A 25317-nucleotide genomic window follows, 5' to 3' on the forward strand; every position below is an offset into this window, starting at 1 on the left:
ACATGAAAAAAATAGGTTTAGTTGGAGGCATAAGTTGGGTGTCCACAATGGATTATTATAAATTGATAAACGAAGGCATTAACAAAAAGCTAGGAGGGCTAAATGCCGCTGAATGTGTAATCTATTCACTGAACTTTGGGGATGTACAGGCTCTTAGTTGGACCAATGCCTACGATTTATTACTCAATGCTTGCGAAAGTTTAAAAAAAAGTGGGGTTGATTGCATAGTACTTTGCGCCAATACAGCACATTTATTTGCCGATAAATTACAAGAAAACATACAGTTACCCATGATTCATATTGTTGAGGAAACGGCAAAAGTTTTAAATGAAAAAGGCATCAAAAAAGCAGGGCTTTTAGGAACTAAATTCACTATGGAAATGGACTTCTACAGTAAAAAATTACAGGAGTTTGGTATCGAAGTAATCATTCCCGATCGTCAAGAGACAAGAGATTACATACAGCAGACCATTAAAGAAGAATTGGGTATAGGCTTTATTAATCCCGATACCAAATTAAGATATATTGATATTGCAAATGAATTAATTAAAAATGGTGTGGAGTGCATTATTCTGGGTTGTACAGAAATACCAACCTTAATCTCCCAAAATGACTTTTCATTCCCCATTATCGATACAGCAAAAGTACACTCAGATGCGATAGTTGATTACGCAACGAACTAGCAATAACAAGTAACATATAAAATCAAATTTAGAGCAATTATATCATGAAAAAAGCAGTAATTGTAGCATTCGATAAATTCACAGACATCGATATTTTTTTGGCTTGGGACTTACTCAATCGGGTAAAATTTCGCGACAAAGAATTTCAAGTAAAAATCATCGGCACAGGATCATCTCACAAATCCGTTTGCGGACTTGACATAACCACTCACGGACTTATTGAAGAATGTAATGAGGCTGACCTAGTCTTTTTCGGTAGTGGTCAGGAAACACGAAATTTAGTCAAAGACAACCTTTATCTCGAACGTTTTAAATTAAATCCAAGCAAACAAATAATCTGTTCAATGTGCTCGGGAGCGTTAATTATAGCGGCTCTCGGACACCTAAACGGCCTTTCGGCTACCACTTACCCATCTGCGTTCGAAGATTTAGAAAACTATGGTGTTAAGGTACATAAAGACAAACATCTGGTGACTCACGGAAATATAGGAACAGCCGCCGGTTGCTTAGCTGCGATTGACTTATTTGGGTGGGCAATTGAAAAACTTTATGATAGTAAGGTGAAAGATGCAGTTATCGCTTCTGTCTTACCAATTGGACAAGGACAGGTTTGTATTTATTAATTCTATCCTCAAACAGTCTTTCATAATCTCATTCAAAAAGGACAATCAAACAAAATTAACCGAATTATTAAAGTATGAATGATACTAAAAAAACAAGAATTGCGATTGCAGGTATTGGCGGAATTGGTGGATATATTGGTGGGAAATTAGCATATCATTATTTGAATACTGAGAATGTAGAAATTATATTTATAGCAAGAGGAGAAATAGCAGCAGCCATTAACAAAAATGGTTTGTGGCTAGATTCTAATGACACTTCCTATCAATGTATACCAACCTTAACTTCTGACAATCCCTCTGAAATCGGGATAATAGATATACTCATAGTCTGTACAAAAACCTTTTCTGTAGAAGAAATATTTATAAAATATGCGGTTAACCTCTCGTCAGATGTAACAATAATTACCACACAAAACACAGTAAATGGAAAAGAAAAGTTAACGCCTTACTTACCAGAACTGGCAACACTTATGGAAGGAAGTATTTACATAGCTTCAAACATCGTTAAACCGGGTAAAATACAACACGTTAGTGGCCCTGCAAAACTTTTTTTTGGTACAGAAGGAGAAAGCAATAGTAAAGGACATAAGATTGCCAAAATCCTTAATGATGCAGGTATAAATGCAACCTACACTACTAATATAAATTCTGTTGTGTGGAAGAAGTTTATGTTCGTTTCTCCAGCGGCCATCGTCACAGCGATTTTCGAAATTACTTTTTCTGAAATATTGGAAACTACAAAATCAGAATATTTGTTTATCAATTTAACTTCTGAATTAATGCAATTGGCTGCTGCAAAAAAGATTGCTTTTGATGATAATACAGTGCTTAACAATATGAATTTACTCCTCAATTTTAAAAGACATGGAAAATCTTCGTTTCAACTGGATTTAGAGAAAAACAAACAAACGGAAGTGGATTCACTAATAAAATATGTTATTGAAGAAGCCAAATTATTTCAGATTCCAACACCTCATTTTGAAAGCGGATTAACTCAATTGATTGAAAAACATAATACGTTATCAAATAGTTTTTAAAAAATATCAATCGAAGATTCTAATAAAATCAAGGCAAATTACAATTTCATTTTTATTGACTTTATAAAATGATTACAAACACATTATCATTACTTTTTGATCTAAATCTAAAAAAATTAATTTCCGAAATTGAGCTTTATAAAAATGAAGACGATATATGGCGAATAGAAAAAAATATTTCTAATTCCGCCGGAAATTTAGTGTTACATATAATTGGAAACTTAAACACTTACATTGGAAAGGAAATTGCAAAAAATAATTATGTTAGAAATAGAGAGCTTGAATTTTCTACTAAAAATATTCCAAGAAAAGATTTAATTGAAAGTATTACTGAAATTAGACAAGTCATTAACAAATCACTTAAAACGCTAACTCATAAAGACCTAAAAAGAGAATACCCTCTTTTAGTTTTATCAGAAATGACAACCACTGAGTACCTACTGGTTCATTTAGCAACTCATTTATCATATCATCTCGGACAAATTAATTACCACAGAAGATTTATTTAAGCACAAATATATTCAGATAAAATGATTAGAATTATTTTAATAGTCGTTATAGCAACAGCATCACTTGGTTTTGGCCAAAATCAAAAACAATTTGTATTAGGCAATATTGACGAAATTTATTCCAAAGAATTAAACGAAAAAAGAACTTTAAATATTTACCTTCCGGAAGGTTATAATTTAAATGACACCATACAATATCCGGTTATTTACCTTCTTGACGGTTCGGCGAACGAAGATTTTATTCACATTGTAGGAATAGTGCAATTCAATAATTTTGAATGGGTAAATCAAGTGCCAAAGTCTATCGTGGTAGGTATCGCAACGGTTGACAGACGTAGAGATTTTACATTTCCTACTACTATTGATAAAGATTTATTAGCATATCCAACTTCTGGCAACTCCAATAAATTTATTGCATTTATTGAAAACGAATTACAGCCGTTTATTGAAAAGAAGTATAAAACAAATTCGACCAAGACAATAATTGGACAATCTTTAGGGGGCTTGTTAGCTACACAAATTTTAATAACCAAACCAGTACTTTTTACTAAATATATTATTATAAGCCCAAGTTTGTGGTGGAATAATGGTTCAATTTTAAATCAAGAAATACAATGGTGGCAAACCAATTTGGCTCAAAAAACTGACGTCTACATTGCTGTTGGAAAAGAAGGTTTCACACCAACTGAAATTCCCAGAGTAATGGAAGTGGATGCAAATCTATTAGCTGAGAAAATACGAAATATTCAAAACACAAACTTTTCTGTTTTTTTTGATTATTTACCACAAGAAAATCACGCTACAATAATGCATCAGGCAGTATTAAATGCATTTAAGGTGTTAGATTCAAAAAATAAGAAATAGGTTCATCACGAAGCCTCTTCTACAATCCGTATCGTGCTGTAATAATACTCAGGCTATCCTTCGGGTTGGCTTTCTTCGTCAGCATGTAGCTCCTGCACCCTATTCAAAAACTCAGGCACGTCATTGGGAATAAGTTGTATTGCCAGCTCCATGATATTGGCCAGGTCAATATTAGGATTGCCTACCGTCGATGAAGGTTACACATTCGTCTGGCTGAAATGTCTACTTTTTTATTGCCTTAAGTTCTATTTTCCCGTAACAGTCATTTTCCCAAACGGTTTCAGAAGGTAGCATAAATTCCATAAAAATCGGCAAAGCCTCTACTAACTAAATTAACTTGTCCGATATGTGTATTGAGATAATTAATATTTTGTCCTGTAACTCCATCCTCCACAAAAAACAAATTTCCAATTCCTGTCCTCGCAAAAAGATTGCATTTTCAGAAATATTAGGGAATTTTCTACCTAATACATTGTAGTCGTCCGGATTTACCAGCCAAAACAAGCCCTCCCTATAAACATTCTTCAGGTTGTGTAATTTGTAGAATTTCTTCTATAGCCATGCTAGAAATTTTATTTTATGTTTCTTTTAAACTATTTAAATAGCCAATTACTTCATTTCCAGACATGAAGCTACTCTTTTGAAATAACCTAAAAATTGTTCTGATTAAATCCATTTATGGGTTTATTTGATACTCTCTCAAACTACATTCGTCAGTTGGCTCAAGATATCGTTTTGTTATTCATTAAATCTTCGTCCGTCCCTCCATGCGATCTTGGACGGTTACACCTTTTTCCTTAATAAAATCAAACATGCTTACTAAATCGCCAACGGCCTCATCTTTTGAAATACCAAGACTGGGGTTTGATTTTAATGTTGCTTTGGCAATTGATTTAAAAATAAAAAACTGGCCTTTAAGCAAAACGTCAACATCTTTAAAAAACACCCGCAATATTGGATTGGAAATATGTCCTCTCAATTCAACGTGCTCTATGTTATCCCAGGACACAAAAGCCTTTCGTAACAATTGCTGATTGATAAACAAACCTTCATTGCTAACACCGACTGCTGGTTGTTTTAGGTCTTGCTTAAAGAACAAATACGCCAAAAAAAGAGGAAAGGCTACCAATCCCCAACTTCCAATAGAAAACAATGTAGCCGGCCAACCCACCTCTGCATTTATCCGAGCTCCTTTTCTATACACTATTGCTTCATGTACGCGTCCTTCGTAAAACAATCTGGCAACAATCATCAAAACTATACACAATACTATAAGTATAAGTAAATTTCGCATTCCTTTTTTTATATTTTTGGAGTGTTGGGCCACCGCAATTAATTCCAAATCCTTCATATTCCTTTTAATTAAATCTGTACTTTCCTGAAAACATTATACACCAATCATTGTTATTTTTCAATACATGTAGCTTCATAAATGTCAACAATCTTGGCAAATTCAGTATTCTTCAGGTCTGCTTTTTTCAATGCTTCCAAAAACAAGGGGCAGGTGTCCTTAAAATTAAATTCCACAACCTGATAAAGGTTAAAGCCTGTCATAAAATTGAGATCAGATTGCCATATACCAATAGCAAACGCAAAATCTTCCTTGCTTCGTTGCATATAATAGGCTTCAGACTCGTATTTTGTATTATTCATCCCAACGCTGCTATTGCCTTTGAGTGAGCCTTTTAAAAAGCGTAATCCATAGATAGTAATTCTTCCCTGTTTAATAATCCTGACAACCGATTTTTTCGAATCAAGGTTAAACGACTTTGGATTCAATATTTTATTGTTCCCAAGGATCATAGTCGTGTAATGCTCTGTCACATTATCAGCATTTATCAGCTGGAAACTTTTAATTTCTTCGGTTTTAAATTTCTCTTCTTTTGCTTTTTCATCAGCTTTAAATACTACTTTTTGGTCTTTGCCCTTTGGTTCTTCAATAAGCCCAGTTTTTGTGGTTCCATTAACAAATGTTATGGTACCCGGATAAAAATCTGCCATAGCGGTAAATGGCAGTAAAAGAAGTAAAAGTGCTATTCTTTTCATTGTGTCTGTTTTTTTTAAAATTAGGTTATTTATAATTCTTCGCATATTATTTAATCACGCTCTAAAATTTAAGTAAATGAATCAAGTACTTAATTGCGTTGTCTAATATACTAAACCTCTTTCAATTCAATACCGTTTCGGGGCTTTGTGTATGGTTATTTATTTGTCCATTTCGTCTATTGGGGTACTTGCCCTTGAATTACTTATCAAAATCGCATAATCAAAATAATCTGTCGTTGTTTTACCTTTCAAATCATTTTTGTTTGACTTTTTCAGAAACAATTTGATTTCCATCAAATCTGTTTCATTTTTGGTATATGGTGAATTTTCTTTGTTCAGGCTATAAAGTGTTAAGTTGGATAATCTGTTTCTTTTGAGCTTATTTATTCCTTTAAAATATTCTTTCCAATAATCTCCTATTCCATAACCTCCTTCTGTTGTGTAACCAATATATTTCTTTTTGTCGTCAAATTTCAAGTCCCATAGCACACGGCTTTTGGTTAAAAACCCTGCGATTGCAACAATCTCTTCTTTTTTATATACGTTACTTTCTATCAACCTCGTGAAGAATGATGGATTATTGTTTTCTCTCTCTTTTTCGATATGAAAAAATCCCATTCTGACAAACTGCGCATTTGAACTAAAATTATAGAGTTCACTTAGTGACAAATAATTATCGAAAATGGTTTTTTCCCTATCCCTCTTTTTAAAAGTCAGGGATATATTGTCAATCAGATTATCTGTGATTTTTTGATTTTTTGAAATGGATTGAAAATAGGCCTTATTATTTTCATAATCAGATACAAACGCTTTTAAGACATTTTTCGAGTAGCTGTCATAATTTGGGGAATAATCGGTTGTATCAATCTTTAACATTGCCGCTAAATTATCGTATGAAACAAATTTTCCTTTTCCGGTTTCAAATAATTCAATCAACAGTTTTGAAGTGTATTTATAAGTTACAATTAAATCAATTCCAACCACTTCAATCTTATCCGCTGCCGATTGATTATCATTTATTTTTTTTATGTTTTTCCATTTATTGTATGTTTCAATGCTCCTCTCTTGTGGCACCCTGCTCCCATAATGCTTAACCAGATCTTTTAATAATAGCGTGTCACCCGATTTTAAATACTGGTTAAAATAATAGGCTATTCCAAAATCGGTTTCAGGCAGGTAATATTTAATTTTATGCTTTCTGATTAGTTGTTCCAGTATTATTTTTTCGGCATTTTCTGTTTCCTGGCTTCCGTGATAAGCACCAAAGCCCATTATCTTAAAACCGCTGTGAGGGAATTCAAAACTTGCATCTAATATATCGTACCGATTACTTTGCAAATAATCGTTTTTGGATTGAGAAAATCCCAATTGTGCAAATTTTTTTATGTAAAAGAAAACGTTATTGCTTTGTTTTTTTTACCAGTGGTTTTTGGACCGATTTTTCAGTGCAATGATAGCGAATATGGATGGGTAATTTTTCGCGGATGTACAAGCGTAGTATCCTGACGGATTTCCGTCAGGAAAACCGGGAAAACCGTTTTGGTTTTAAAGCCACAAGGTGTATTTTTTAAAAGCCTTTGATCGGAAAAAACAACAACACGTACACTGCGTGACTTGCGCCAGACCTGCCCACGGCATCGGCGAGCTCCTTTAAAGACAAATAAATACGCCGTGAGCAAATTTTTCCTCCCAAGCTTAGTTACATAATGTGGCGTTATAGTTCATAAAGAAACTCCCTGCATCTATAGAAACCAAATCATGAACTATAACACAAAAATAGATAATATATTATATACTGTTTACAAGTGAATCTTTAACATAAGTGAACCTTATACTACATTAGTACTATGCTAAAATTACTTTTCACCGCATTTTTGCGGTTAATAGGAAGTACAATCACCCCATTTACCACATTTCGATGAAAAGGTGTACAATAACTAATCCCTGTTTTAGGTTATGAGGTACTTAATTTTCCCATCGACCTTTCGGCATCCCGATAGTGTTTTGTCCTGAAATAGTTGGACTTTTTTTTTTGTTATTAATTCAGGTTGGACAATTAACATCATAGTTATTGATATAATGGCCATCAAAAAAGCAATACTACTGCAATAGCATTAGCATTAGCATCCGTATCAAACACGAATACCTTGAAGAAACCAGCCTTAGCTGTAGAGGCTGATGCCCCGATAACAATAACCGCTATCTATAAAAAAACAATAGAAGAAGTAATTGCCGAGGACAACAAAATCATCGAAAGTGACATCGAAAACAGCACCACTTCAGCGATTGAAAGCACCTTGAAAAAAGTGATTTGGGAAGACAATCAAATTATCGAAAGTAACATCACCAACGAGGTTTTTCCGTTAGATTTTGAGAACCTGAATAAGGCAAACACGAGATTTTAAAAAAACTTATTTATCTTTGAAAGGAGTAAAAAATACAGCGTGGAAAACATTCCGATACGACGAATAAAGGGACAAAATGAACCCCAACTCTCCGGTAGTTTTACTATCAGGGATATCACGCCTTTGTTGCTTGAAAAAGACATGATTCAGGAATTGCACCGACATGATTTTTACTATATACTGGTGGTAAAAAAAGGAACCGGCAGCCACGAAATTGACTTTACCACTTACGACGTAAACGACCATACTGTTTTTATGATGCGTCCCGGTCAAGTGCACCAACTTGCGTTGAAAGCCAACAGCACGGGCTATCTGATACAATTTAAAACAGATTTTTTATACTCCCATAACAGTGCCTCGCAAAACCATTTAACCAAATTGATCCAATACAATACCTACCAACTGGAACCGGAAGGATTTGCTAAAATCGAAGGGGTTTTAGGGGAAGCAATAAAGGAATATACCGAGAAAGCCAAAGGATACCAGGAAGTACTGAAAGCCAACCTGAGTATTTTCCTTATCGAATTGCTGAGACAACGGCAGCTTAAAGTAATGCCTGCCGCGCAAAGCAGTCCTTATGCACAGGAAAAATTGGAACAATTTCTGGAACTCGTAGAAGCCAAGTGTACAACACACAAACAGGTCTCTCAGTACACCGACTTACTACACCTGTCTTCCTATCAACTCAGTGCCATCACAAAGAACTTATTAAACAAAACACCCTCTGAGATTATAAATGATTATCTCATACTGGAGGCCAAGCGCCAACTTTTGGCGACTTCCAATCAAATCAACCAAATTGCCTACAATCTGGGCTATGAAGATGCTTCTTATTTTACCCGATTTTTTAAGAAACATACTGCCGCTTCACCGGAAGCCTTCCGACAAAACTCTAAATAAGTACTAGTCATCTTCATTTTTGTCCTATTCTCTAGGTTTCTTCTCGAAGTAATTTTGTCCTGTAAAATTATTTCAAAATGAAATCGATATGAAATCAAAGATTATTTCATCCGTTCGCCTTTCAGGCTCGGGTCACGAACTCCAAAAAAACAATTTTAAAGGGAGTAAAACAAAAATGAAACTAATGGCTTCCTTAAAAATATGGTTGGCCATTTATCCGTCCATCACACTCTTCTTATTCTTTTTTGGTAAAGCACTAAATGCGCTTGCCTTATACCAAAGAACCTTTATTCTAACCATCGCTTTAGTACCGTGGATTGTATTTGTTGGTGTTCCGGTGGTAGACTTTATCATGCGTCAGTTTACCACAAAAGACAAAAAATAATGGCAAAAAACAATATCCCCAGACGAGAGTTTATTAAACAAACAGGATTGGGAATGATAGCTTTTAACCTCCCCTTTCCATTTAAAGATTTTGATATGAAAACAGATAGCAAACAGTTTGACGCCATTATTATCGGCGGAAGCTATTCGGGTTTAGCAGCAGGCATGGCACTAGGAAGAGCTTTAAAACAAGTCTTAATTATTGACAGTGGTAAGCCATGCAATGTCCAAACACCTCACTCACACAATTTCCTTACTCAGGATGGTAATACTCCAAAAGGAATTGCCTCTTTAGGAAAACAACAAGTAGAAAAATATCCTAATGTCACGTTTTTTAATGGGATTGCTGCTACCGGAAGTAAAATTGAAAAAGGATTTGAAATCATTACAGAAACAGGCGAAAAATTCTTGGCATCAAAACTAATCTTCGCCACAGGCATTAAAGATGTAATGCCAAAAATTGATGGATTCTCAGAATGCTGGGGAATAACCACTATACATTGCCCCTACTGTCATGGTTATGAAGTGCGCAATACAAAAACAGGAATTTTAGGAAATGGTGATTATGCTTATGAGCTTTCCAAAATGATTTCCAATTGGACAAAAGATTTGACCATTTATACCAATGGCCAATCCATTTTAACGGTGGAGCAAAGAACTAAGTTGCAAAAACACAACATTGCAGTAGTAGATAAAGAAATCCTAAAACTGGACCACACCAAAGGACAACTGCAAAATGTGGTGTTTACCGATGGAACAAAAACACCATTAACTGCCTTGTATTCGCCCAGACCATTTGTACAACATTGTACCATTCCCGAATCCTTAGGATGCGAAATAACTGAAGATGGCTATATCAAAGTTAATGGATTTCAGGAAACCACTGTAGCCGGTGTTTACGCTTGTGGTGACAATACCACCCGCATGAGAACCGTGGCCAATGCCGTAGCCATGGGAACTACTGCAGGCATGTCTGCCAGCAAAAAACTGATTTTAGAACAATTTTAAAAACCAATAAATGAGGACAGCGCAAATTATTTAAAATCTATCCTATCCAACTCAGTTTTTGTCCTAGCACAAGGTGGAGAACCCGAAATATCTTTGTCAAAGAAAAACAAACCGTTAATTTTTAAAACTTAAAATCATGAAAATCATTATTGTAGGCGCAACCGGTACCATGGGAACCCACTTAGTAAAAGCCTTAGAAAACGAGCACGAAATAATCAAAGTAGCTTCTAAAGGCGGCGACATCGAAGCGGATATCACCTCAACAGCATCCATCGAAAAGATGTTCCAACAAGTAGGCACATTTGATGCTTTAATTTCAACGGCCGGACCAACATTCGTAGGGCCTTGGGCCAAATTAAACGACACTACGTTCAGACAAGGGGTAGAAGGTAAAATGATGGGGCAAATCAACTTAGTACTGATTGGTCAGAAATACATTAATCCAAAAGGGTCGTTTACTTTAATCACAGGAGCTTTAACCCACGAACCTCAGGTAAACTTTGCCAATGCCTCAGCGGCCAATGGTGCGGTGGAAGGATTTGTTCGTGGAGCAGCCATTGAATTAGAAAACGGTATCCGTATCAATGCGGTTAGCCCAACGGTTATCGAAAACTCACCACAGTACTTCCCTTACTTCCCGGGAGAAATGCCAACCACCATGAGACAACTGGAATTCATGTTCCGCAAAAGTGTGTTTGGAAAAGTAACCGGACAGGTAATCACACCTTAATCGCCAACGCGATTACTTCCACGGGTCATTATTCGCAATGGTAATGGCCTGTGGTTTGGAACCAGTTTCACCCGAGGCTTTGCCGAATGGTTTGGAGCAAAGAGGAAAAAATCACAATCAAATTATATCAGAATAAAAAAACTTACTCCAGTAACGAAAAATGAAAAATTTAGAATTTAAAGCCTCAATCAGCAATCTTAAGGAGTATGAAGAAAAATTACTAACGCTACATCCTAAATTTCTAGGAACCGAACTACAAACGGACACCTACTTCAACGCTACAAACGGCCGCCTGAAATTAAGGGAAAGCAATTTAAAAAACATATTAATCAACTACTACCGAGAAGAAAGTTCAGGGACAAAAATTGCAGAAGTAATGCTCTACCAACATGATCCTAACATAATGCTGAAAGAAATACTCACAGAACAATTGGGTGTAAAAGTAATTGTCAACAAAAAGCGAAAAAAATACAGTATCAAGAATGCTGTTTTTCATTTCGATATTGTGGCTGATTTAGGTACCTTCTTAGAGGTTGAAGTAACAGAGACAGAGGAATTATTTTCACTCGAAAAAATGCAAATAGAAATTGATCAATACCTGCAGTTTTTCGAACTGAAAAAAGACCAACTGATCAGTGCGTCTTACAGTGAGTTGTTGATGGACATAGAAAAATAAACTGGAAATAAAAATGAAAAAATATATAGTGAAAACTGTAATGATTGGTTGGTTGGCAATAACAACAACCTCAGCCCAAAACAAAATCAGCTGGCTGCGTTACGACGATGACTTTACCACACTAAAAAAAGACACCGTTAAAAAGGGATTAGATAAAGTAAAGTACATCTCCTTAGGAAACAACAACAACATCTCTTTTGGTGGCGAATTTCGCGATCAGCTGCAGTACTATGATAACCTTAATTTTGGCGATGTTCCTCCAACCTATGCCAAAACCGATGTCTTCCAACACCTACGCCGAATTATGATACATACCAATATAGAACTGGGAAATCATTTTCGCTTTTTCATGCAGCTAAACCACACCTCGCGAGATTTTAATGACAATCCTGTGACACCCGAAATTGATGAAAACCAACTCAGCCTCCATCAAGCCTTTGGCGAATTGAAATTAACCCATTGGAATTTCCGTTTAGGACAGCAGGAAATATTCTACGGCAATCATCGTTTAATCACTTTCAGAGAAGGACCCAATACCCGTCAGGCTTTTGATGGATTGGTCATAAAAAGAAAATTTAAAAAGGGTACGCTTGACTTCTTTGCCGTTTCTAAAGTCATTTCAAAACAATATGTCTTTGATGATGAAAGCATGCACGATGGCTTATTAGGAATTTATGGCACACAGTTCTATGCCAATCACAAACTTGGGTTGGACTACTATTTGGTCAACTTTCAATCACGTAACAGAATGTACAATTATCAAGCGGGGTACGAAAACAGACAAACCGGCGGTATCCGCTTCTTTTCCAACTTAAAAACTGTAAACTTTGAATTCGAAGGAGCATACCAAACAGGGACATTCAATGACCTAACCATTGCGGCCTATACTGTCTTAGCAGATATAAACCTTTCCGTATTCCCTTCAAAAAAAGGAGTAATTGGATTCGCTGCAAATATAGCTTCCGGAGACAAAGACAATACTGATGATAAATTGAATACTTATAATTTATTATACGCCAAACCGGCTTATGGCCTGGTAGCACCAATCGGAGCCACCAATATGGTCAGTTTGTCTCCTTATTTGAAAATCAATCCGATACAAAAGCTGAATGTCTTGGCGCAAGTATTTTTCTTGGGAAGAAACAGCAACCAAGACGGTACCTATTCCCCGGGGATGGTTCAAAACCGTCCTACACCCAATGCGTTTTTAGCTTCAGACAAGAAAACATTGGGACAACTCTATGTCATGGAAACTACCTACCAGCAAACAAAAAAATTATCTTTATCTTTGGATACATCTTATTCCAAAGCAGGAAGTTACCCTAAAGCTACAGGGAATGGTGCTGATATTCTATATCTGTCCCTTAAATCAACGTTTAGATTTTAATATGTTTAAAGCATTAATTTGTGACTAAAAACAAATCATTTTAAAAACAGAACAACCCAAAAAAATCATAAACTTAACTGTCCGTTCATGACACTTTATTGTCAGTAAGACACAAAACAGCTACTATACCTTTGCACTATTATTTTAAAATTAAAACAAAAAATCATGCAAGAAAGACGATACGACCTCGATTGGCTGAGAGTAATAGCCATCTTACTGTTACACCTGTTTCACTGTGCCATGCCATTCATTGCAGAGTGGGACTGGCACTTAAAAAACAAAGAAACGAGTTACTTGGTGTTAGAATGCAATTACTTTTTGTCACGTTGGCGCATGCCAATATTGTTTTTCATCTCAGGTATCGGAACCATCTTTGTACTTAATCAGAAATCTGTTTTACATTTCATTTGGCAAAGAACAAAGCGACTATTAATTCCGTTGCTTTTCGGTATGCTGATGATAGTTCCGGCGCAAGTCTATTTTGAAAGAATATATAAAGGGGCAAACTACACTTCTTACCTTGATTTTTACCCTTCTATTTTTACCACAACCGTTTATCCTGAAGGGAATCTAAGTTGGCACCATCTTTGGTTTATAGCCTATCTATTCGTTTATTCCTTACTTGCTATACCCTTTATTCTTTTTTTTAAGTCGGCAAAGGGAATAACTTTCACCAATAAGGTAGCCACTTTATGTGATAAGATTGGCATGATTGGATTTGGTGTAATCCTTGCCATAGCCGGCTTCTTGTATTTTTTGTATCCTAATGAAACTCATGCCTTTGTTGATGATTGGGCAGGCTTTACAAAATATTTCTTGTACTTTATATTTGGTGCTTTCATCGGTATTAATCCTATTTTTTGGAAGAATTTGGAGCATAGTAGAAAACTAAATTTGAAAATTGCCTTTTTTAGTATGCTGCTCATCAACTATCTACGTTGGAATGATAAAGAACCTATTTGGGCCATTGATACTCCAAATGTGTTGTTTCTATCATTGTTGGTATTAAGCGCATGGTTTTGGGTAATCGCATTCTTAGGGTATGCCAAAAAATATTTAAACTTTACTAATAAATTTTTGCAATTTGCTAATGAGGCTATTTACCCGTTTTACATTTTGCACCAAACATTCATAGTAATAATTGCTTACTACATTATCCAAACACAAGACGATATACTTAGTAAATACCTGTTTTTAACTTTTGTTTCTTTTATTCTGTCATTCGGTTTTTATGTGTTTTTAATCAAACCCTACAAGATAACCAGATTCTTGTTTGGGATGAAAACCCATCAGGATAAAAAATAGAGCGGCTCCGGATTTTTTATTATTTAAAAGAAGTAAGAACATTAACTACAGGAAATTAATTTTGTAACGAACTGTATTATAATTCATTCCGTCAAAAATTTGTAATTTAGTCATTATTATGCTACTTTCTTGTAACATTGGTCAGTCAAAACAAACTAACTGAGCATCTTATAAACCTAACCTGATAACGTGTTAAACCATGAAAAAATATCTATTCTTTCTTTCATTAAGCTTGCTGTTACTTAGTACTCAATACTCAATAGCACAAAGCTGTGGTACGCGACAATTAAACCCTGAAATCGCCTATTTCCTAAAATTGATTGGCTATCAGGATTTGACACTGGAACAACTGCGCAAAATGCCCATTGAGCAAATTAAATTTGCAGGACCACCCGCCATGCCCTATCCTAAAACCGATGTGCAGCGAATTAAAATAACCGCCGACAGTATTCCTGTCTTGGTTTTCAATCCAACCCATGGCAAAAACCTTCCTGTAATTATCAATTACCATGGTGGCGGATTCATCTCGCCTTTGTTACCCTCTTTGGAACAGCCTTTATGGCAGGAAGCCAAAAACTTAGAAGCCATTGTCTTCGCCATTGATTACAGAGTAGCACCCGAACACAAATTCCCTGCGGCAGTAAACGACAGTTACAACGCATTCAAATGGATTGCCGAACATGGTAGTGAATTTGGAGGAGATATCAATCGTATAGTTTTAGAAGGCAATAGTGCCGGTGCGAATCTCGTTGCTGTAATTGCTCAAAAAGCAAAAAAAGAAGGGATTAGTAACAAAATAAAACTACAAGTAATGAACGGGCTTCCTATTGACTTGAGCCCAAAAAACATGGAAACCTCCGCTTCTTATCAGGAAAATGCCGTGGGCTACTTTCAAACCAAAGCAGCCTGTTATTTTGCGTTAGAAACTTATGCGCCGGGACAGTTCAACAATCCAGAAGTTTCACCAATACTTACCGAAGATTTAAAAGGCTTACCACCTGCCGTAATTATTAACGCAGAATTTGATCCGCTTAGAGATGATGGGATTTTGTACGCGGCTAAATTAAGGAAATCAGGTGTTAAGGTTTGGGAGAAATGCTTTCCGGGTCAAATTCACTGCTTAATTGGATTATTGCCCGAAGCCAAAGAACTAAAGGAATATGAAGCGATAGTTAAAGCCGCAATGATGGAGTGTTTTAAAAAATAATCGTACAGTATTTCTATTCTACAATTCGTATGGTAGCCATTACACGGATTGCAAGTAGAGCATCTAATGCCTTTGATTGTCAGGTAAGCAAGAACCTACTATAGCGTAACCCTTTCCCACTTAATCTTAAAACCTGTTCAATATTTAACACGCTACAAAAAAACATAATCAATTACCGGTACCTTTATTTCAGTATAGGTTAGTATAATTACATTTGGATTTATTTAATACACTGTATCACTATTTTAGGACTAGTCAACAATTGAAATAGTCGGAGTTTAAGAAGTAGATTAAGTGTAGAAAATAATTGTAATCGCTTTTTCAGAAGCTTCTCGAGAACTCTTGTACCAGCTAATTAGCGGAAGACCAAATTGAAACCGTACTCTGAAATGACAAGTTTGTGGGTAGTGCCAAACAGTAGGTTTTTGTTAATCATCTCTTGGGTTTCTTCGTGCGAAGGGAAAGCCAGTTCAAAAAGACCGGGATTCAGGTCAAAAAATAAAGCAGGATCTTCTAATTTTTCTCCTTTATAAAAATACTCTAACACCAATGGGTTATCGATGCTTTGACAATACTCTAAAACAGTAGTTACAGACATAGGTTTAAGTTGTTATGGTTTGGGACTATAAAAATAGTGTATTTTCTAATGCCAAAGTGTTAAAGAAGCTGCGACAGGGTGTTAAAAAAAACAGTAGTTCATCGATAATAGAAATACATTTTGAATAAGAAACCTTGGAACTTTCAGGTTGGGCAGTACTGAAAATGAGCAGAAGAGAAATATATCAATACCTACATAGGATGACACCTTGTATAAGTGCTACGCTAAAAAAATATGGTGCTAAAATCCAAAAACAAAAAAGTCATATTTCAAAGAAAATAATATATTTACAATTCAAAGCCAAAACCATGACTGCCGAAACCTATCAAAAAATAGCCAAAGTATTTTTAATAATTCCTCTAATAGCCGGTTTGCTTACTATAGTAGAACAGTTTTTACCGTTGCAAAAAGTGACTACAATTGTAGAGAGCAAAAGGATAAGCGAGAGCACAAAATCGGGTCTTACCTACTCTATTGATTTCTCAGATAACAACGACCAGTTTATCCCCGAGATTTATAATCAAGTAAAGCAAGGCGATAAAGTAAACTTGGAAATACTATATTTTACCAAAGAAGTAAAGACATTGCAATTGCCCGAAAGTGGGATTGTTTTGGAGAATAGCACTAATGAGGTTTATTTTCAGTTGGGGATAGCGTTGGTTTTTGTTGTTTTCAGTGGGTACTTTTTGCGTAAAAATTTCTTTACCAATAAAAATTACCGATATATCGTTATCCTATGTTTGATAGGAATAGTGACGCTTATCAGGATAATCAGTTTAAACTTTTAAATCATAAAATATGTCTAGAAAAGAATGGTTGATTTTGCTTACTGTGGTGGTGATACTATTTACCATAGATCCTGTTTATGCCGGTCCGGGTGGTACCGTAGCCAAAGCATTTTTTAAAACATGGTGGGGAAAACTGATTCTCATTGTGCTCACCATAGTGCTTTTGCCTTTAATTATCTACATCAGATTAATTGAATTTAGAAAAGCCCGAAAGATTAAGAAAGTCTTGGCGCAACTGAGCGTCCAACACAAATCATTTCACTGGTTGCAACTGCACAAAGAATTTTCTAATATCATCAGAAGGGTTTACAACGCTTGGTCTGAAGAAGATTTAAGTGAAGTAAAAAATTATGTAAACCATTGGTATTGGCAAAACCAACAAGCCGTATTTTTAGACCAATGGAAAAAGGAAAACCTCAAAAATGTATCTAATTTAAAAGAGATCTCCAAAATAAAACCGTTGTACTTAGAACTAACCGAAGACCCTAACTTGGAAGGTTCCAGAATTGCCATTGCAATCAACGTGATTGCCCAAGATTATTTGGTAGACCGCGATACGCAAAAGGTCGTGCAAGGCAAATCGGGGTATGACGATTTAGAATATGTATGGTTTTTAGAATACACCGAAGGCAAATGGCTTTTAGACGATATCCAAGAAGGCGGCCTTTCGCTTGAAATTGCCAAAACACCCGATGTGATTCCGGAGAGTATTGGCGTGACATTGTAAGGACAGGTTGCGAATTGTCTATAAGTTGCATTAATGACAATAATCCACTTTAAAGTAATTTTGGAGAAATAAAGTAAGATGATTTTCAATTGCCGCTTGGTCATCTTTGAATGGCACAAAGAAGAAAGGCACAAATTTCATGTAGGACTCCAGCGCTGCCTCAACCTCAGCATCAGGAAGTAATAGCTTATTGTTTTTAGCCTCCTCAATAAGCGGGCGAATACTACTTAATTTATAGTCATTGATATGCTGCTGTGTCACACTTTTCAAGTGGATAATTTTTCTCAGGTCAAAGTAAAAAGTACTGTGAAATTGAGAAAGGTATCCGATGGTAACATTGTAGGTTTTGATTAGTTTTAAGACAGGATTCTCAACATTAGATTGGGCAACAGTCAATAAATCTTTTAAGGTATCATACATAAAATGCAAACAGGCTAACAAAAGTTCGTCTTTGGTCTTGAAATGAAAGTACAATGCCTTTTTGGGTATACGAAGCCGAATCGAAATTTCAGCTAAAGTCAAACTCTTAATGCCATACCTTTTTATAAAAGTGGCTGTTTTTTCTATTATTTGCGCTCTTTCCATCAAAATTTAATCTTAGGCCCATCTTTCCTTGTATAAAATTCGTTTGGCACTATCTGCGGCACAAATTAGACCAGCGGCTAACATAATAATATCCTTTAAAACCAATCGTCCCGCGGCTGACAAATAAGGAAATCCATATTCGGGTGTCGGAAAATCACCACCAAGATTGGGAACATATACTTCGGGCGTCGTGATTAAAAAGGTCAGAGTGACTATAGACATTCCAAAGGTCAGCAGTCCGCCAATCATTCCGATTTTATCAAACCAAATGCCCATTAAAGTTAATAGACCGATTAACACAATTACAGCTCCTAATCCGTAAGCGAAAAGATAGGTATTGTTTGCCTTATGCCAATCCACATTCTTTTGAACCGTTTTCCCTTCAGGATTTTTATAATCTTGGTATTCCTGTACTTCTTTAGTATAAAAGAAAGACATCAAAGGACTGTGAACCACAAAGGGTACAATACCTTCTGCTTCATATTGGAACACTTTTAATCCGCCAATCCAAACCATTACGACAAAGATAGAGATTCGGCTTAAGTTGATAAAGTGGGATTGACTATTCGCTAAGAATTTAATTAGTTTTTTCATATCATTTTTATAATAGACGCTGTTCTTTTAGTTTTCATGATAATCTGGCAAAAGATAACTCTTTTATTGACAAGTTGAGCAAAAAAACACCGCCTGAGCGGTGTTTTCAACCAATTAACTAATCAACCTAAGTAATCTAAAAATAACTTGTCAAAAAAGAGTTTAGTTTTTCGGATTCTCCTTGTTTATCTTTAGTAATAACTTCTTTTTAAGTTTACTGTAAATCGAAAAATGCTGTTCAATTCTGTCTCTAAAGGCAAGATGCATGACCATATAATAATTGTCACATTGCATATCTTGACATTCTACATACCCTTCAAATTGTATCCCAAGAGCAAAAAGTTCTTTCTTTATTTGATTGTTTTCATTTTTTAGCAATCTTAACTTCTCAATAATATTATTGTATTTTGATTGATAAGAAGCATCAACATCGTTCAAAATAGAAATGAATAAATTTTGACAAAACTCAATTTCTACAGTGACTATATTCAGTTCTTCTGTCCAACTGATAAAATCCTTGTCGATGAAAATATTTTCCAAATCACAGGCTTTAAAATTATTTTGCGTCTTTTTCATTCTATTTGGTATTTAAGGTTAATTATCTTGATCCACTTGAATTATCCTGATAGTATTCGGTCCCGATGGGAACTGCCACTCCACTACATCATCTTGTGAGTAGCCAAATAAAGCAAGTCCCATTGGTGATAGTATGGATAACTTATTTTGAGCAATATCACTTTGCTCCGGTGAAACAATCTTGAATCTCTTTCTGAATAAATCCGCAATAACAAAAGTTACAGTTGAATTTAAACGTACAGCGTCGCTGGGCATATCGGCTGAAGAGAGCAATTTGGCAGACTTCAACTCAGTCAATAATTTTTCGATGGCTATTTTCTGTGCTCTATCGGCTGCTTTTGCCTCCTTTGAGGTTATCTTCTTGACTATTTCATACTCTTTTTTTTCTACTACTAATCCTCCGTATTTCATATCTCATTATTTTGTAAATTACTGTTTAAGGGAAAATTCCTCTTTGCTTGTATGCGGTTTCAATTCGGGTGATCGCCAAAATGAAAGCGGCAGAACGCCAATCTATATTACCTTCTTTCACAATAGATTCCACTTTTCTAAATACCTCGGTCATCTTTTTTTCTAACTTGCTCATTACCTCTTCCAAATGCCATATTTCACCATTTCGGTTTTGAAGCCATTCAAAATAGCTACCAATTACGCCACCCGAATTGCATAAAATATCAGGGATAATAATGATGTCTTTATTCAATAATATAGCTTCACCTTCTGCATCTGTTGGTCCGTTGGCTCCTTCCGCAACAAGATTAGCTTTAATCTTATAGGCGTTATCGCTTGTAATTTGATTTCCCATGGCAGCAGGTATGAGAATATTGCAATCCAAACCAAAAAAATCAGCAGCAGAAATTTCTTTAGCACCGTTAAAACCTTTTATAGACCCTTTTCGCGGTTTACAATGATTGTGTAAATCAACGACATCAATACCTTCTTTATGGTACAATGTCGCATGAGCATCTTGTACCCCAATTAAAACAGCGCCTTCTCCGCTTAAAAAATGAGAGACCCAATACCCAACATTTCCAAAACCTTGTACTATAAATGTTTTTCCTTTCAGGCTTTCATTTTTACTTTGATACCATAACTTGATATTCAAAAAAACTCCAAAACCGGTCGCCCTGTCCCTGCCCTCGAGCCCTCCTGAACCAACCGGTTTACCGGTTACGACATGTTTACTTCTGGACCTTTCTGAGGCAGACTTTGTTGACATGTAGGTGTCGGCAATCCACGCCATCGTTTGTTCATTGGTGTTTACATCAGGAGCCGGAATATCATATTCTGGTCCAATATTATCGCCCAAAGCATAAGTAAACCTTCTACTGATTCGCTCTAATTCTGAAAGAGAATAGTCCCTTGGATCTAATTGTATTCCTCCTTTGGCACCTCCATAAGGCAATCCTACTAAAGAGGTTTTCCAAGTCATCCACATGGCTAAGGCTTTAGCATCGTTTATATCTAATGACGGATGATAGCGCAATCCTCCTTTGTATGGTCCTAGCACATTATTGTGTTGTACTCTGTATCCTGTGAAAATTTTTATCTTGCCATCATCCAGCTTCACCGGAAAATGAACTACAATTTCATTGGTAGTCGCTTCCAAAATCTTTCTAATTTCAGAATCCAGTTTAATGGCATCAGCGGTTTTATTAAATTGCTGCATGACCGTATCATACATCGTCTTTTTCTCTACAATATTGTTCATGATTCTTTATTGATATTGTTCACAGTATATTTTATTATTCTCTTCCCATTGGCAATTACCTCTATTATCACAAGAAACGCATAAGCCTTCTGTCAATGTTTTTTCTTTAGATTCATTTACTGTAATGCCTGCATTATAAGTATCTATAATTCCATTCAATAGCCCTTTAGTGCTACTGACACTTTCTAAGGTGTTATACCCATTCTTTTTAACCTCTTCTTTTAAATTCATAATCAATTAGTTTTTATTTCTATCTCCTAAAGGCAAGGTGCATGCCAATAACACCAGACGTTTTTGAACACGCTGATATACAACACATTATAAACTATGTTGTAAAAAAACAAATAAAATGAGGTGAGGAGAAATTACCCGATTGAGGAAATATTACTCTCTTTTTAGGGGTTTATAAAAGCTTATGTCTAAGTGTTTTTCTGTCTATTTGTAGAATTTCAGCAGCTTTACTCTTATTGTTATCCACTGCCGCCAATACTTTAAGGATATGCTCTTTTTCCACTTCTTTAAGCGATTTTAATCCATTGGCTTCTGATGGTAACGTATACTTGAGATAACTCGGTATATCTGCTACGTCTAAACTTGATCCACCCAATATTATCATGCGTTGAATTACATTTTCTAATTCTCGTACATTTCCCGGCCATGGGTGTCTGACTAGTAGATCAACGGCTTTTTCAGATAGTGAAATATCATTTTTCTGATATTCAGCACCATATTTCTTTAAAAGCATAGTAACAATAGGAAGTATATCTTTTGGACGTTCTCTCAACGGAGAAGTCTCTATTTGAACCACATTTAGGCGATAATACAAATCTTCTCTGAAAGTTCCTTTTTGACACATTTCAAATAAGTTATTATTGGTAGCAGAAATAATCCTTACGTCAATCTTTTGAGGTTTCTGTGAACCAATCATCGTAATCTCTTTTTCTTGTAAAGCCCTTAACAATCTGGTTTGTACCGCAAAAGAAGCCGTGCCTATCTCATCTAAAAACAAGGTACCGCCTTGAGCAGCTTGAAACAAACCGGTTCTGTTCTCATTTGCTCCGGTAAAAGCTCCTTTTACATACCCAAATAGCTCTGACTCCATCAGATGTTCCGGAATGGCTCCGCAGTTTACAGGTATAAAAGGTTTATTGGCAAACACGCCTTGATAATGTATGGCTCTGGCCACTAATTCTTTACCGGTTCCACTTTCGCCCAAAATTAAAACCGTAGCGCTGTTGTTTTTAACGCGTTCAATGACATCAATCATTTTCAAAAACTGTTCTGATTTACCCACCATGCCTCCATAATGGTTCTCTGGTATAGCGGCAACTTTTGTCATCTTCGAATCGACCGTTCTATTGCCATCCACTCGATGTAAAACATTTTGAATGGCTTTTTTTAACTCTTCACTCGTAAATGGTTTAACTAAATAATCTTTAGCTCCGGCTTTAATGGAATCTAATGCACTGGTAACCGTCGGAAAACCTGTTATGACGAGCTTAGGAAGACTCGGATAATGTTCTTCTGTGTACTTTAACAACTCTATACCGTTCATCCCCGGCATTTGAAGGTCGGTTATCAATAAATCAATAGTACTTTCTTCCAAGACACCAATAGCCTCGGCTACTGATGAGGCTTTGTAAGTGTGATAATTTTGTGCTTTTAAATTGCGCTGCAATAGTTCAAGCATATCATAATTATCATCGACAATAAGTACATTTTCTTTATTCAGTTTCATGCTTATAAGTATAAAGGAAGCGTTATTTTAAAAATGGCTCCGTTTGGTTTATTATCTGAAATTTCAATGGCGCCTTTATGGCTTTTTATAATACCGTGCACCACACTTAAACCCAATCCGGTTCCATCTCCCAAAGGCTTTGTGGTAAAAAAAGGTTCAAAAATACTCGATTTGATTTCAATGGAAACTCCCGGTCCTTCATCAATTATTTCAAGATAAAAGAACTTTTCATCATTAAAAACCTTGATATATATAGTACTGCCAACAGGTGAAACATACAGGGAATTTAATAGTAGATTGAACAAAACTTGTGTAAACTGAATATTGTCCAATCGCGCTTCCAATTTAGAATTTTCAAAGTCAAGTTGGTAGGACACCTGTTGCATTTTAAATTTCGGTTCCAAAAAAGAGAGCACCTGAGTCACTATAGGTTCAATTTTGAGCATCTCCATACTGCGAGGCATTTCACAGGAAAAAAACATAAGCTTCTTGACTATTTCTCTAGAGTATATAGCCGCGCTGATGATCTTCTTTAAATCTTGTGCACTTTGTTCATCCAATTCTTTTTGGGAAATCAATTCAGAAAATCCTAAAATATTACCCAATGGTGTGTTCAGTTCATGAGCAATACCGGCTGTTATTTCTCCGAGTATAGAAAGTCGGTCAACCCGTTCCGCATTTTGTTTTACAAAAGCTTCTCTTTCTTTGTTTAAATGCTTTTCATAATACCCATTGATATCATTGGCAATGGTAAACAACAAAATAAGTTCTTCGGACAAAAAGTTGTCTTGTGAAAATTGGGGTGATGGATAATGCACTTTAAGATAACCCATTTCCTGTTTGAAGATTAAAATCTTAGCATATTGAAAAACCGTTTTTGGAGGCAACGAATCTGTAAAGATATGGTATTCCTCCACTTTCAATTCTACAATAGCACTATGGGGAAATCGCCATGCTTTTTTTAAACTGAGACATATTTCCTCAAAAGTACTGTTAACATTACCCTCGCTTTGATTTATTATGGTAGATATTTCATATAAACATTCAAGCTCCTTAATCCGCTCTTTTAATTGTTCTTTTGTTGAATTGGGAAACATGGTCTTTACTATTTATTCTCACAGAAAAAATGCTGTCTATCAAAGATACCTTTAAAAAACATATCTAAAAAGTTACGCCTCAATTTTAAGATTTCTTTTAAATACTCTGTGCTATGAATATAATTAAAATTGTACTTTTTCCAAATTACAGGCTACTTTATTTGATTCAGGATTCAATTACATAGTTTACTGTTACATATTATGATAACGCTAAAATCATTCTAATTGACCAAATTCAGATTGTTTGGCAATATTACTTACATACACTTATCCTTATATTAAAGACACCTGTTACTTTGAAATGCTAAAGTAAATAAAATTAAAGCCTTGCTGCTGCATATATTTGATACCTTCGAAAACTCTCGGACTACCAACAAAAGCCGCTTGAAAACTTTTCCTTCTTGGAACGAATAGAAAACACAACAGATACTGATGATTACATCACAGCCGCCGGGCAAAGCCCCTTAACCCGAGATAGTGGCGATTATTGACCCATCAGTTTGTGAACAACGGTTTTACTACTTTAATCAGCAACTTGATTAGTTTGTTTTTTGTGGGACTTTGTTTGGAACCTTTAGTTAAAAAGAAACGCCGGTTAGTGATTTATTTATTTGGTGGTTTGTGTGGCGGCACAACCAGTATGAGTTGGAACTATTACGTAAATACGACCGGTGCTTCTGCAGCAGTGTTTGGACTGTATGGCGTTCTGCTTGTTTTAGCACTCATGAAGATTTTTGTCTTTGATACAAAGCTAAAGCTGCTGTATTTTGGAGTTGCTTCCTTTTCATTGGGACTTACGTTTTGTTTTAAGTGTAAAAACTTTTCTGATTCTTCTGCCGATATGGGTGGTTTAGCTTTTGGTATATTCATTGGGGCAATAGGTTGTGAAACTATCAAGAGAGCACTAGAAAATAAAAAAAGAAACTAACCCTAGCGCAACAGGAGAAAAAATGGCGTTGAAGTTATTGAAATCGTTCCAGGTCAGTATAAAGTAGTATAACAACGCTTCTCGATACTATTTTCACAATAAAATATCTTGATAAGATTGCTACACCAGTGAACCCAAAGACAAAGTGCATACTGTATCGAACAATATAATTCTCGCTGGCTAAAACACACTTACGATAAAAATACTTGCC

General features: G+C 35.6%; 29 protein-coding genes. 17 read left to right on the top strand and 12 right to left on the bottom strand.

The features are described 5' to 3' along the window. Window positions 1-2: 2 nt before the first annotated feature. The 5 genes from C8C84_RS13850 to C8C84_RS13870 all read left to right on the top strand — a co-directional run bounded on the left by C8C84_RS13850 (window position 3) and on the right by C8C84_RS13870 (window position 3716). Window positions 3-683, top strand: coding sequence for an aspartate/glutamate racemase family protein (locus C8C84_RS13850; protein ID WP_121314211.1), 681 nt, complete (start codon window positions 3-5; stop codon window positions 681-683). Between the two features lie 44 nt (window positions 684-727). Beyond that, window positions 728-1306, top strand: a complete 579-nt coding sequence (locus tag C8C84_RS13855) for a DJ-1/PfpI family protein (protein WP_121314212.1) — start codon at window positions 728-730, stop codon at window positions 1304-1306. 74 nt (window positions 1307-1380) lie between these two features. After that, on the top strand, window positions 1381-2343 hold the full coding sequence (locus C8C84_RS13860; protein WP_121314213.1) for a ketopantoate reductase family protein: 963 nt from the start codon (window positions 1381-1383) through the stop codon (window positions 2341-2343). Window positions 2344-2411: 68 nt separating this feature from the next. After that, window positions 2412-2852 (top strand): DUF1572 family protein, encoded by a 441-nt coding sequence (locus C8C84_RS13865; protein WP_121314214.1) that lies wholly within the window; start codon window positions 2412-2414, stop codon window positions 2850-2852. 21 nt (window positions 2853-2873) lie between these two features. Further along, window positions 2874-3716: an alpha/beta hydrolase gene (locus C8C84_RS13870; protein WP_121314215.1), complete on the top strand. Its 843-nt coding sequence runs from the start codon at window positions 2874-2876 to the stop codon at window positions 3714-3716. 745 nt (window positions 3717-4461) lie between these two features. On the opposite strand, the gene C8C84_RS13875 is transcribed toward C8C84_RS13870, so the two are convergent. From C8C84_RS13875 to C8C84_RS13885, 3 genes are all read right to left on the bottom strand, one after another. Next, window positions 4462-5067, bottom strand: coding sequence for a hypothetical protein (locus tag C8C84_RS13875; protein WP_121314216.1), 606 nt, complete (start codon window positions 5065-5067; stop codon window positions 4462-4464). 53 nt (window positions 5068-5120) lie between these two features. After that, on the bottom strand, window positions 5121-5762 hold the full coding sequence (locus C8C84_RS13880) for a hypothetical protein (RefSeq protein ID WP_147406865.1): 642 nt from the start codon (window positions 5760-5762) through the stop codon (window positions 5121-5123). A 159-nt stretch (window positions 5763-5921) separates the two neighbouring features. Further along, window positions 5922-7130, bottom strand: a complete 1209-nt coding sequence (locus C8C84_RS13885; RefSeq protein ID WP_121314218.1) for a hypothetical protein — start codon at window positions 7128-7130, stop codon at window positions 5922-5924. Window positions 7131-7909: 779 nt separating this feature from the next. On the opposite strand from C8C84_RS13885, the gene C8C84_RS13890 reads away from it, so the two are divergent. The 9 genes from C8C84_RS13890 (at window position 7910) to C8C84_RS13930 (ending at window position 15764) form a co-directional block, all read left to right on the top strand. Continuing rightward, window positions 7910-8167, top strand: coding sequence for a hypothetical protein (locus C8C84_RS13890; protein ID WP_121314219.1), 258 nt, complete (start codon window positions 7910-7912; stop codon window positions 8165-8167). 39 nt (window positions 8168-8206) lie between these two features. Continuing rightward, window positions 8207-9067, top strand: a complete 861-nt coding sequence (locus tag C8C84_RS13895) for an AraC family transcriptional regulator (RefSeq protein ID WP_121314220.1) — start codon at window positions 8207-8209, stop codon at window positions 9065-9067. 88 nt (window positions 9068-9155) lie between these two features. Beyond that, window positions 9156-9452, top strand: coding sequence for a hypothetical protein (locus C8C84_RS13900; protein WP_199717180.1), 297 nt, complete (start codon window positions 9156-9158; stop codon window positions 9450-9452). Between the two features lie 95 nt (window positions 9453-9547). After that, entirely contained in the window at window positions 9548-10459 is a 912-nt protein-coding gene (locus C8C84_RS13905) for an NAD(P)/FAD-dependent oxidoreductase (protein ID WP_121315080.1), read from the top strand. Window positions 10460-10595: 136 nt separating this feature from the next. Then, complete coding sequence (locus C8C84_RS13910) at window positions 10596-11189, top strand: short chain dehydrogenase (RefSeq protein WP_121314221.1); 594 nt, start codon at window positions 10596-10598, stop codon at window positions 11187-11189. A 160-nt stretch (window positions 11190-11349) separates the two neighbouring features. After that, window positions 11350-11865: a CYTH domain-containing protein gene (locus tag C8C84_RS13915; RefSeq protein ID WP_121314222.1), complete on the top strand. Its 516-nt coding sequence runs from the start codon at window positions 11350-11352 to the stop codon at window positions 11863-11865. A 13-nt stretch (window positions 11866-11878) separates the two neighbouring features. Beyond that, the gene (locus tag C8C84_RS13920) at window positions 11879-13252 is read left to right on the top strand and encodes an alginate export family protein (protein WP_121314223.1); all 1374 of its coding nucleotides are present in this window, start codon (window positions 11879-11881) and stop codon (window positions 13250-13252) included. Window positions 13253-13417: 165 nt separating this feature from the next. Beyond that, window positions 13418-14557, top strand: coding sequence for an acyltransferase (locus tag C8C84_RS13925; RefSeq protein WP_121314224.1), 1140 nt, complete (start codon window positions 13418-13420; stop codon window positions 14555-14557). A gap of 199 nt (window positions 14558-14756) precedes the next feature. Next, window positions 14757-15764, top strand: a complete 1008-nt coding sequence (locus tag C8C84_RS13930; RefSeq protein ID WP_121314225.1) for an alpha/beta hydrolase — start codon at window positions 14757-14759, stop codon at window positions 15762-15764. Between the two features lie 355 nt (window positions 15765-16119). Here the strand turns inward: C8C84_RS13930 and C8C84_RS13935 are convergent, their stop codons facing one another. Further along, window positions 16120-16362, bottom strand: coding sequence for a hypothetical protein (locus C8C84_RS13935; protein ID WP_121314226.1), 243 nt, complete (start codon window positions 16360-16362; stop codon window positions 16120-16122). 164 nt (window positions 16363-16526) lie between these two features. On the opposite strand from C8C84_RS13935, the gene C8C84_RS13940 reads away from it, so the two are divergent. Together C8C84_RS13940 and C8C84_RS13945 are read left to right on the top strand one after the other, a co-directional pair. Further along, complete coding sequence (locus C8C84_RS13940; protein ID WP_147406866.1) at window positions 16527-17150, top strand: hypothetical protein; 624 nt, start codon at window positions 16527-16529, stop codon at window positions 17148-17150. 10 nt (window positions 17151-17160) lie between these two features. After that, window positions 17161-17877: a hypothetical protein gene (locus tag C8C84_RS13945; RefSeq protein WP_121314228.1), complete on the top strand. Its 717-nt coding sequence runs from the start codon at window positions 17161-17163 to the stop codon at window positions 17875-17877. A 30-nt stretch (window positions 17878-17907) separates the two neighbouring features. Here the strand turns inward: C8C84_RS13945 and C8C84_RS13950 are convergent, their stop codons facing one another. The 8 genes from C8C84_RS13950 to C8C84_RS13985 form a co-directional block, all read right to left on the bottom strand. After that, the gene (locus C8C84_RS13950; protein WP_121314229.1) at window positions 17908-18462 is read right to left on the bottom strand and encodes a TetR/AcrR family transcriptional regulator; all 555 of its coding nucleotides are present in this window, start codon (window positions 18460-18462) and stop codon (window positions 17908-17910) included. A 12-nt stretch (window positions 18463-18474) separates the two neighbouring features. Beyond that, window positions 18475-19056 (bottom strand): DUF417 family protein, encoded by a 582-nt coding sequence (locus C8C84_RS13955; RefSeq protein ID WP_121314230.1) that lies wholly within the window; start codon window positions 19054-19056, stop codon window positions 18475-18477. Between the two features lie 162 nt (window positions 19057-19218). Continuing rightward, the gene (locus C8C84_RS13960) at window positions 19219-19632 is read right to left on the bottom strand and encodes a hypothetical protein (protein ID WP_121314231.1); all 414 of its coding nucleotides are present in this window, start codon (window positions 19630-19632) and stop codon (window positions 19219-19221) included. An 18-nt stretch (window positions 19633-19650) separates the two neighbouring features. Then, window positions 19651-20043, bottom strand: coding sequence for a GreA/GreB family elongation factor (locus tag C8C84_RS13965; protein ID WP_121314232.1), 393 nt, complete (start codon window positions 20041-20043; stop codon window positions 19651-19653). A 25-nt stretch (window positions 20044-20068) separates the two neighbouring features. Continuing rightward, entirely contained in the window at window positions 20069-21343 is a 1275-nt protein-coding gene (locus C8C84_RS13970; RefSeq protein ID WP_121314233.1) for a Glu/Leu/Phe/Val dehydrogenase, read from the bottom strand. A gap of 6 nt (window positions 21344-21349) precedes the next feature. Next, window positions 21350-21574: a hypothetical protein gene (locus C8C84_RS13975; RefSeq protein WP_121314234.1), complete on the bottom strand. Its 225-nt coding sequence runs from the start codon at window positions 21572-21574 to the stop codon at window positions 21350-21352. 172 nt (window positions 21575-21746) lie between these two features. Beyond that, complete coding sequence (locus tag C8C84_RS13980) at window positions 21747-23081, bottom strand: sigma-54 dependent transcriptional regulator (protein ID WP_121314235.1); 1335 nt, start codon at window positions 23079-23081, stop codon at window positions 21747-21749. Between the two features lie 2 nt (window positions 23082-23083). Beyond that, complete coding sequence (locus C8C84_RS13985) at window positions 23084-24178, bottom strand: sensor histidine kinase (RefSeq protein ID WP_121314236.1); 1095 nt, start codon at window positions 24176-24178, stop codon at window positions 23084-23086. A gap of 502 nt (window positions 24179-24680) precedes the next feature. On the opposite strand from C8C84_RS13985, the gene C8C84_RS13990 reads away from it, so the two are divergent. Continuing rightward, entirely contained in the window at window positions 24681-25106 is a 426-nt protein-coding gene (locus C8C84_RS13990) for a rhomboid family intramembrane serine protease (RefSeq protein ID WP_158592577.1), read from the top strand. Window positions 25107-25317: the final 211 nt, after the last annotated feature.

The organism is Flavobacterium sp. 102 (assembly GCF_003634615.1).
Taxonomy (GTDB): Bacteria; Bacteroidota; Bacteroidia; order Flavobacteriales; family Flavobacteriaceae; genus Flavobacterium.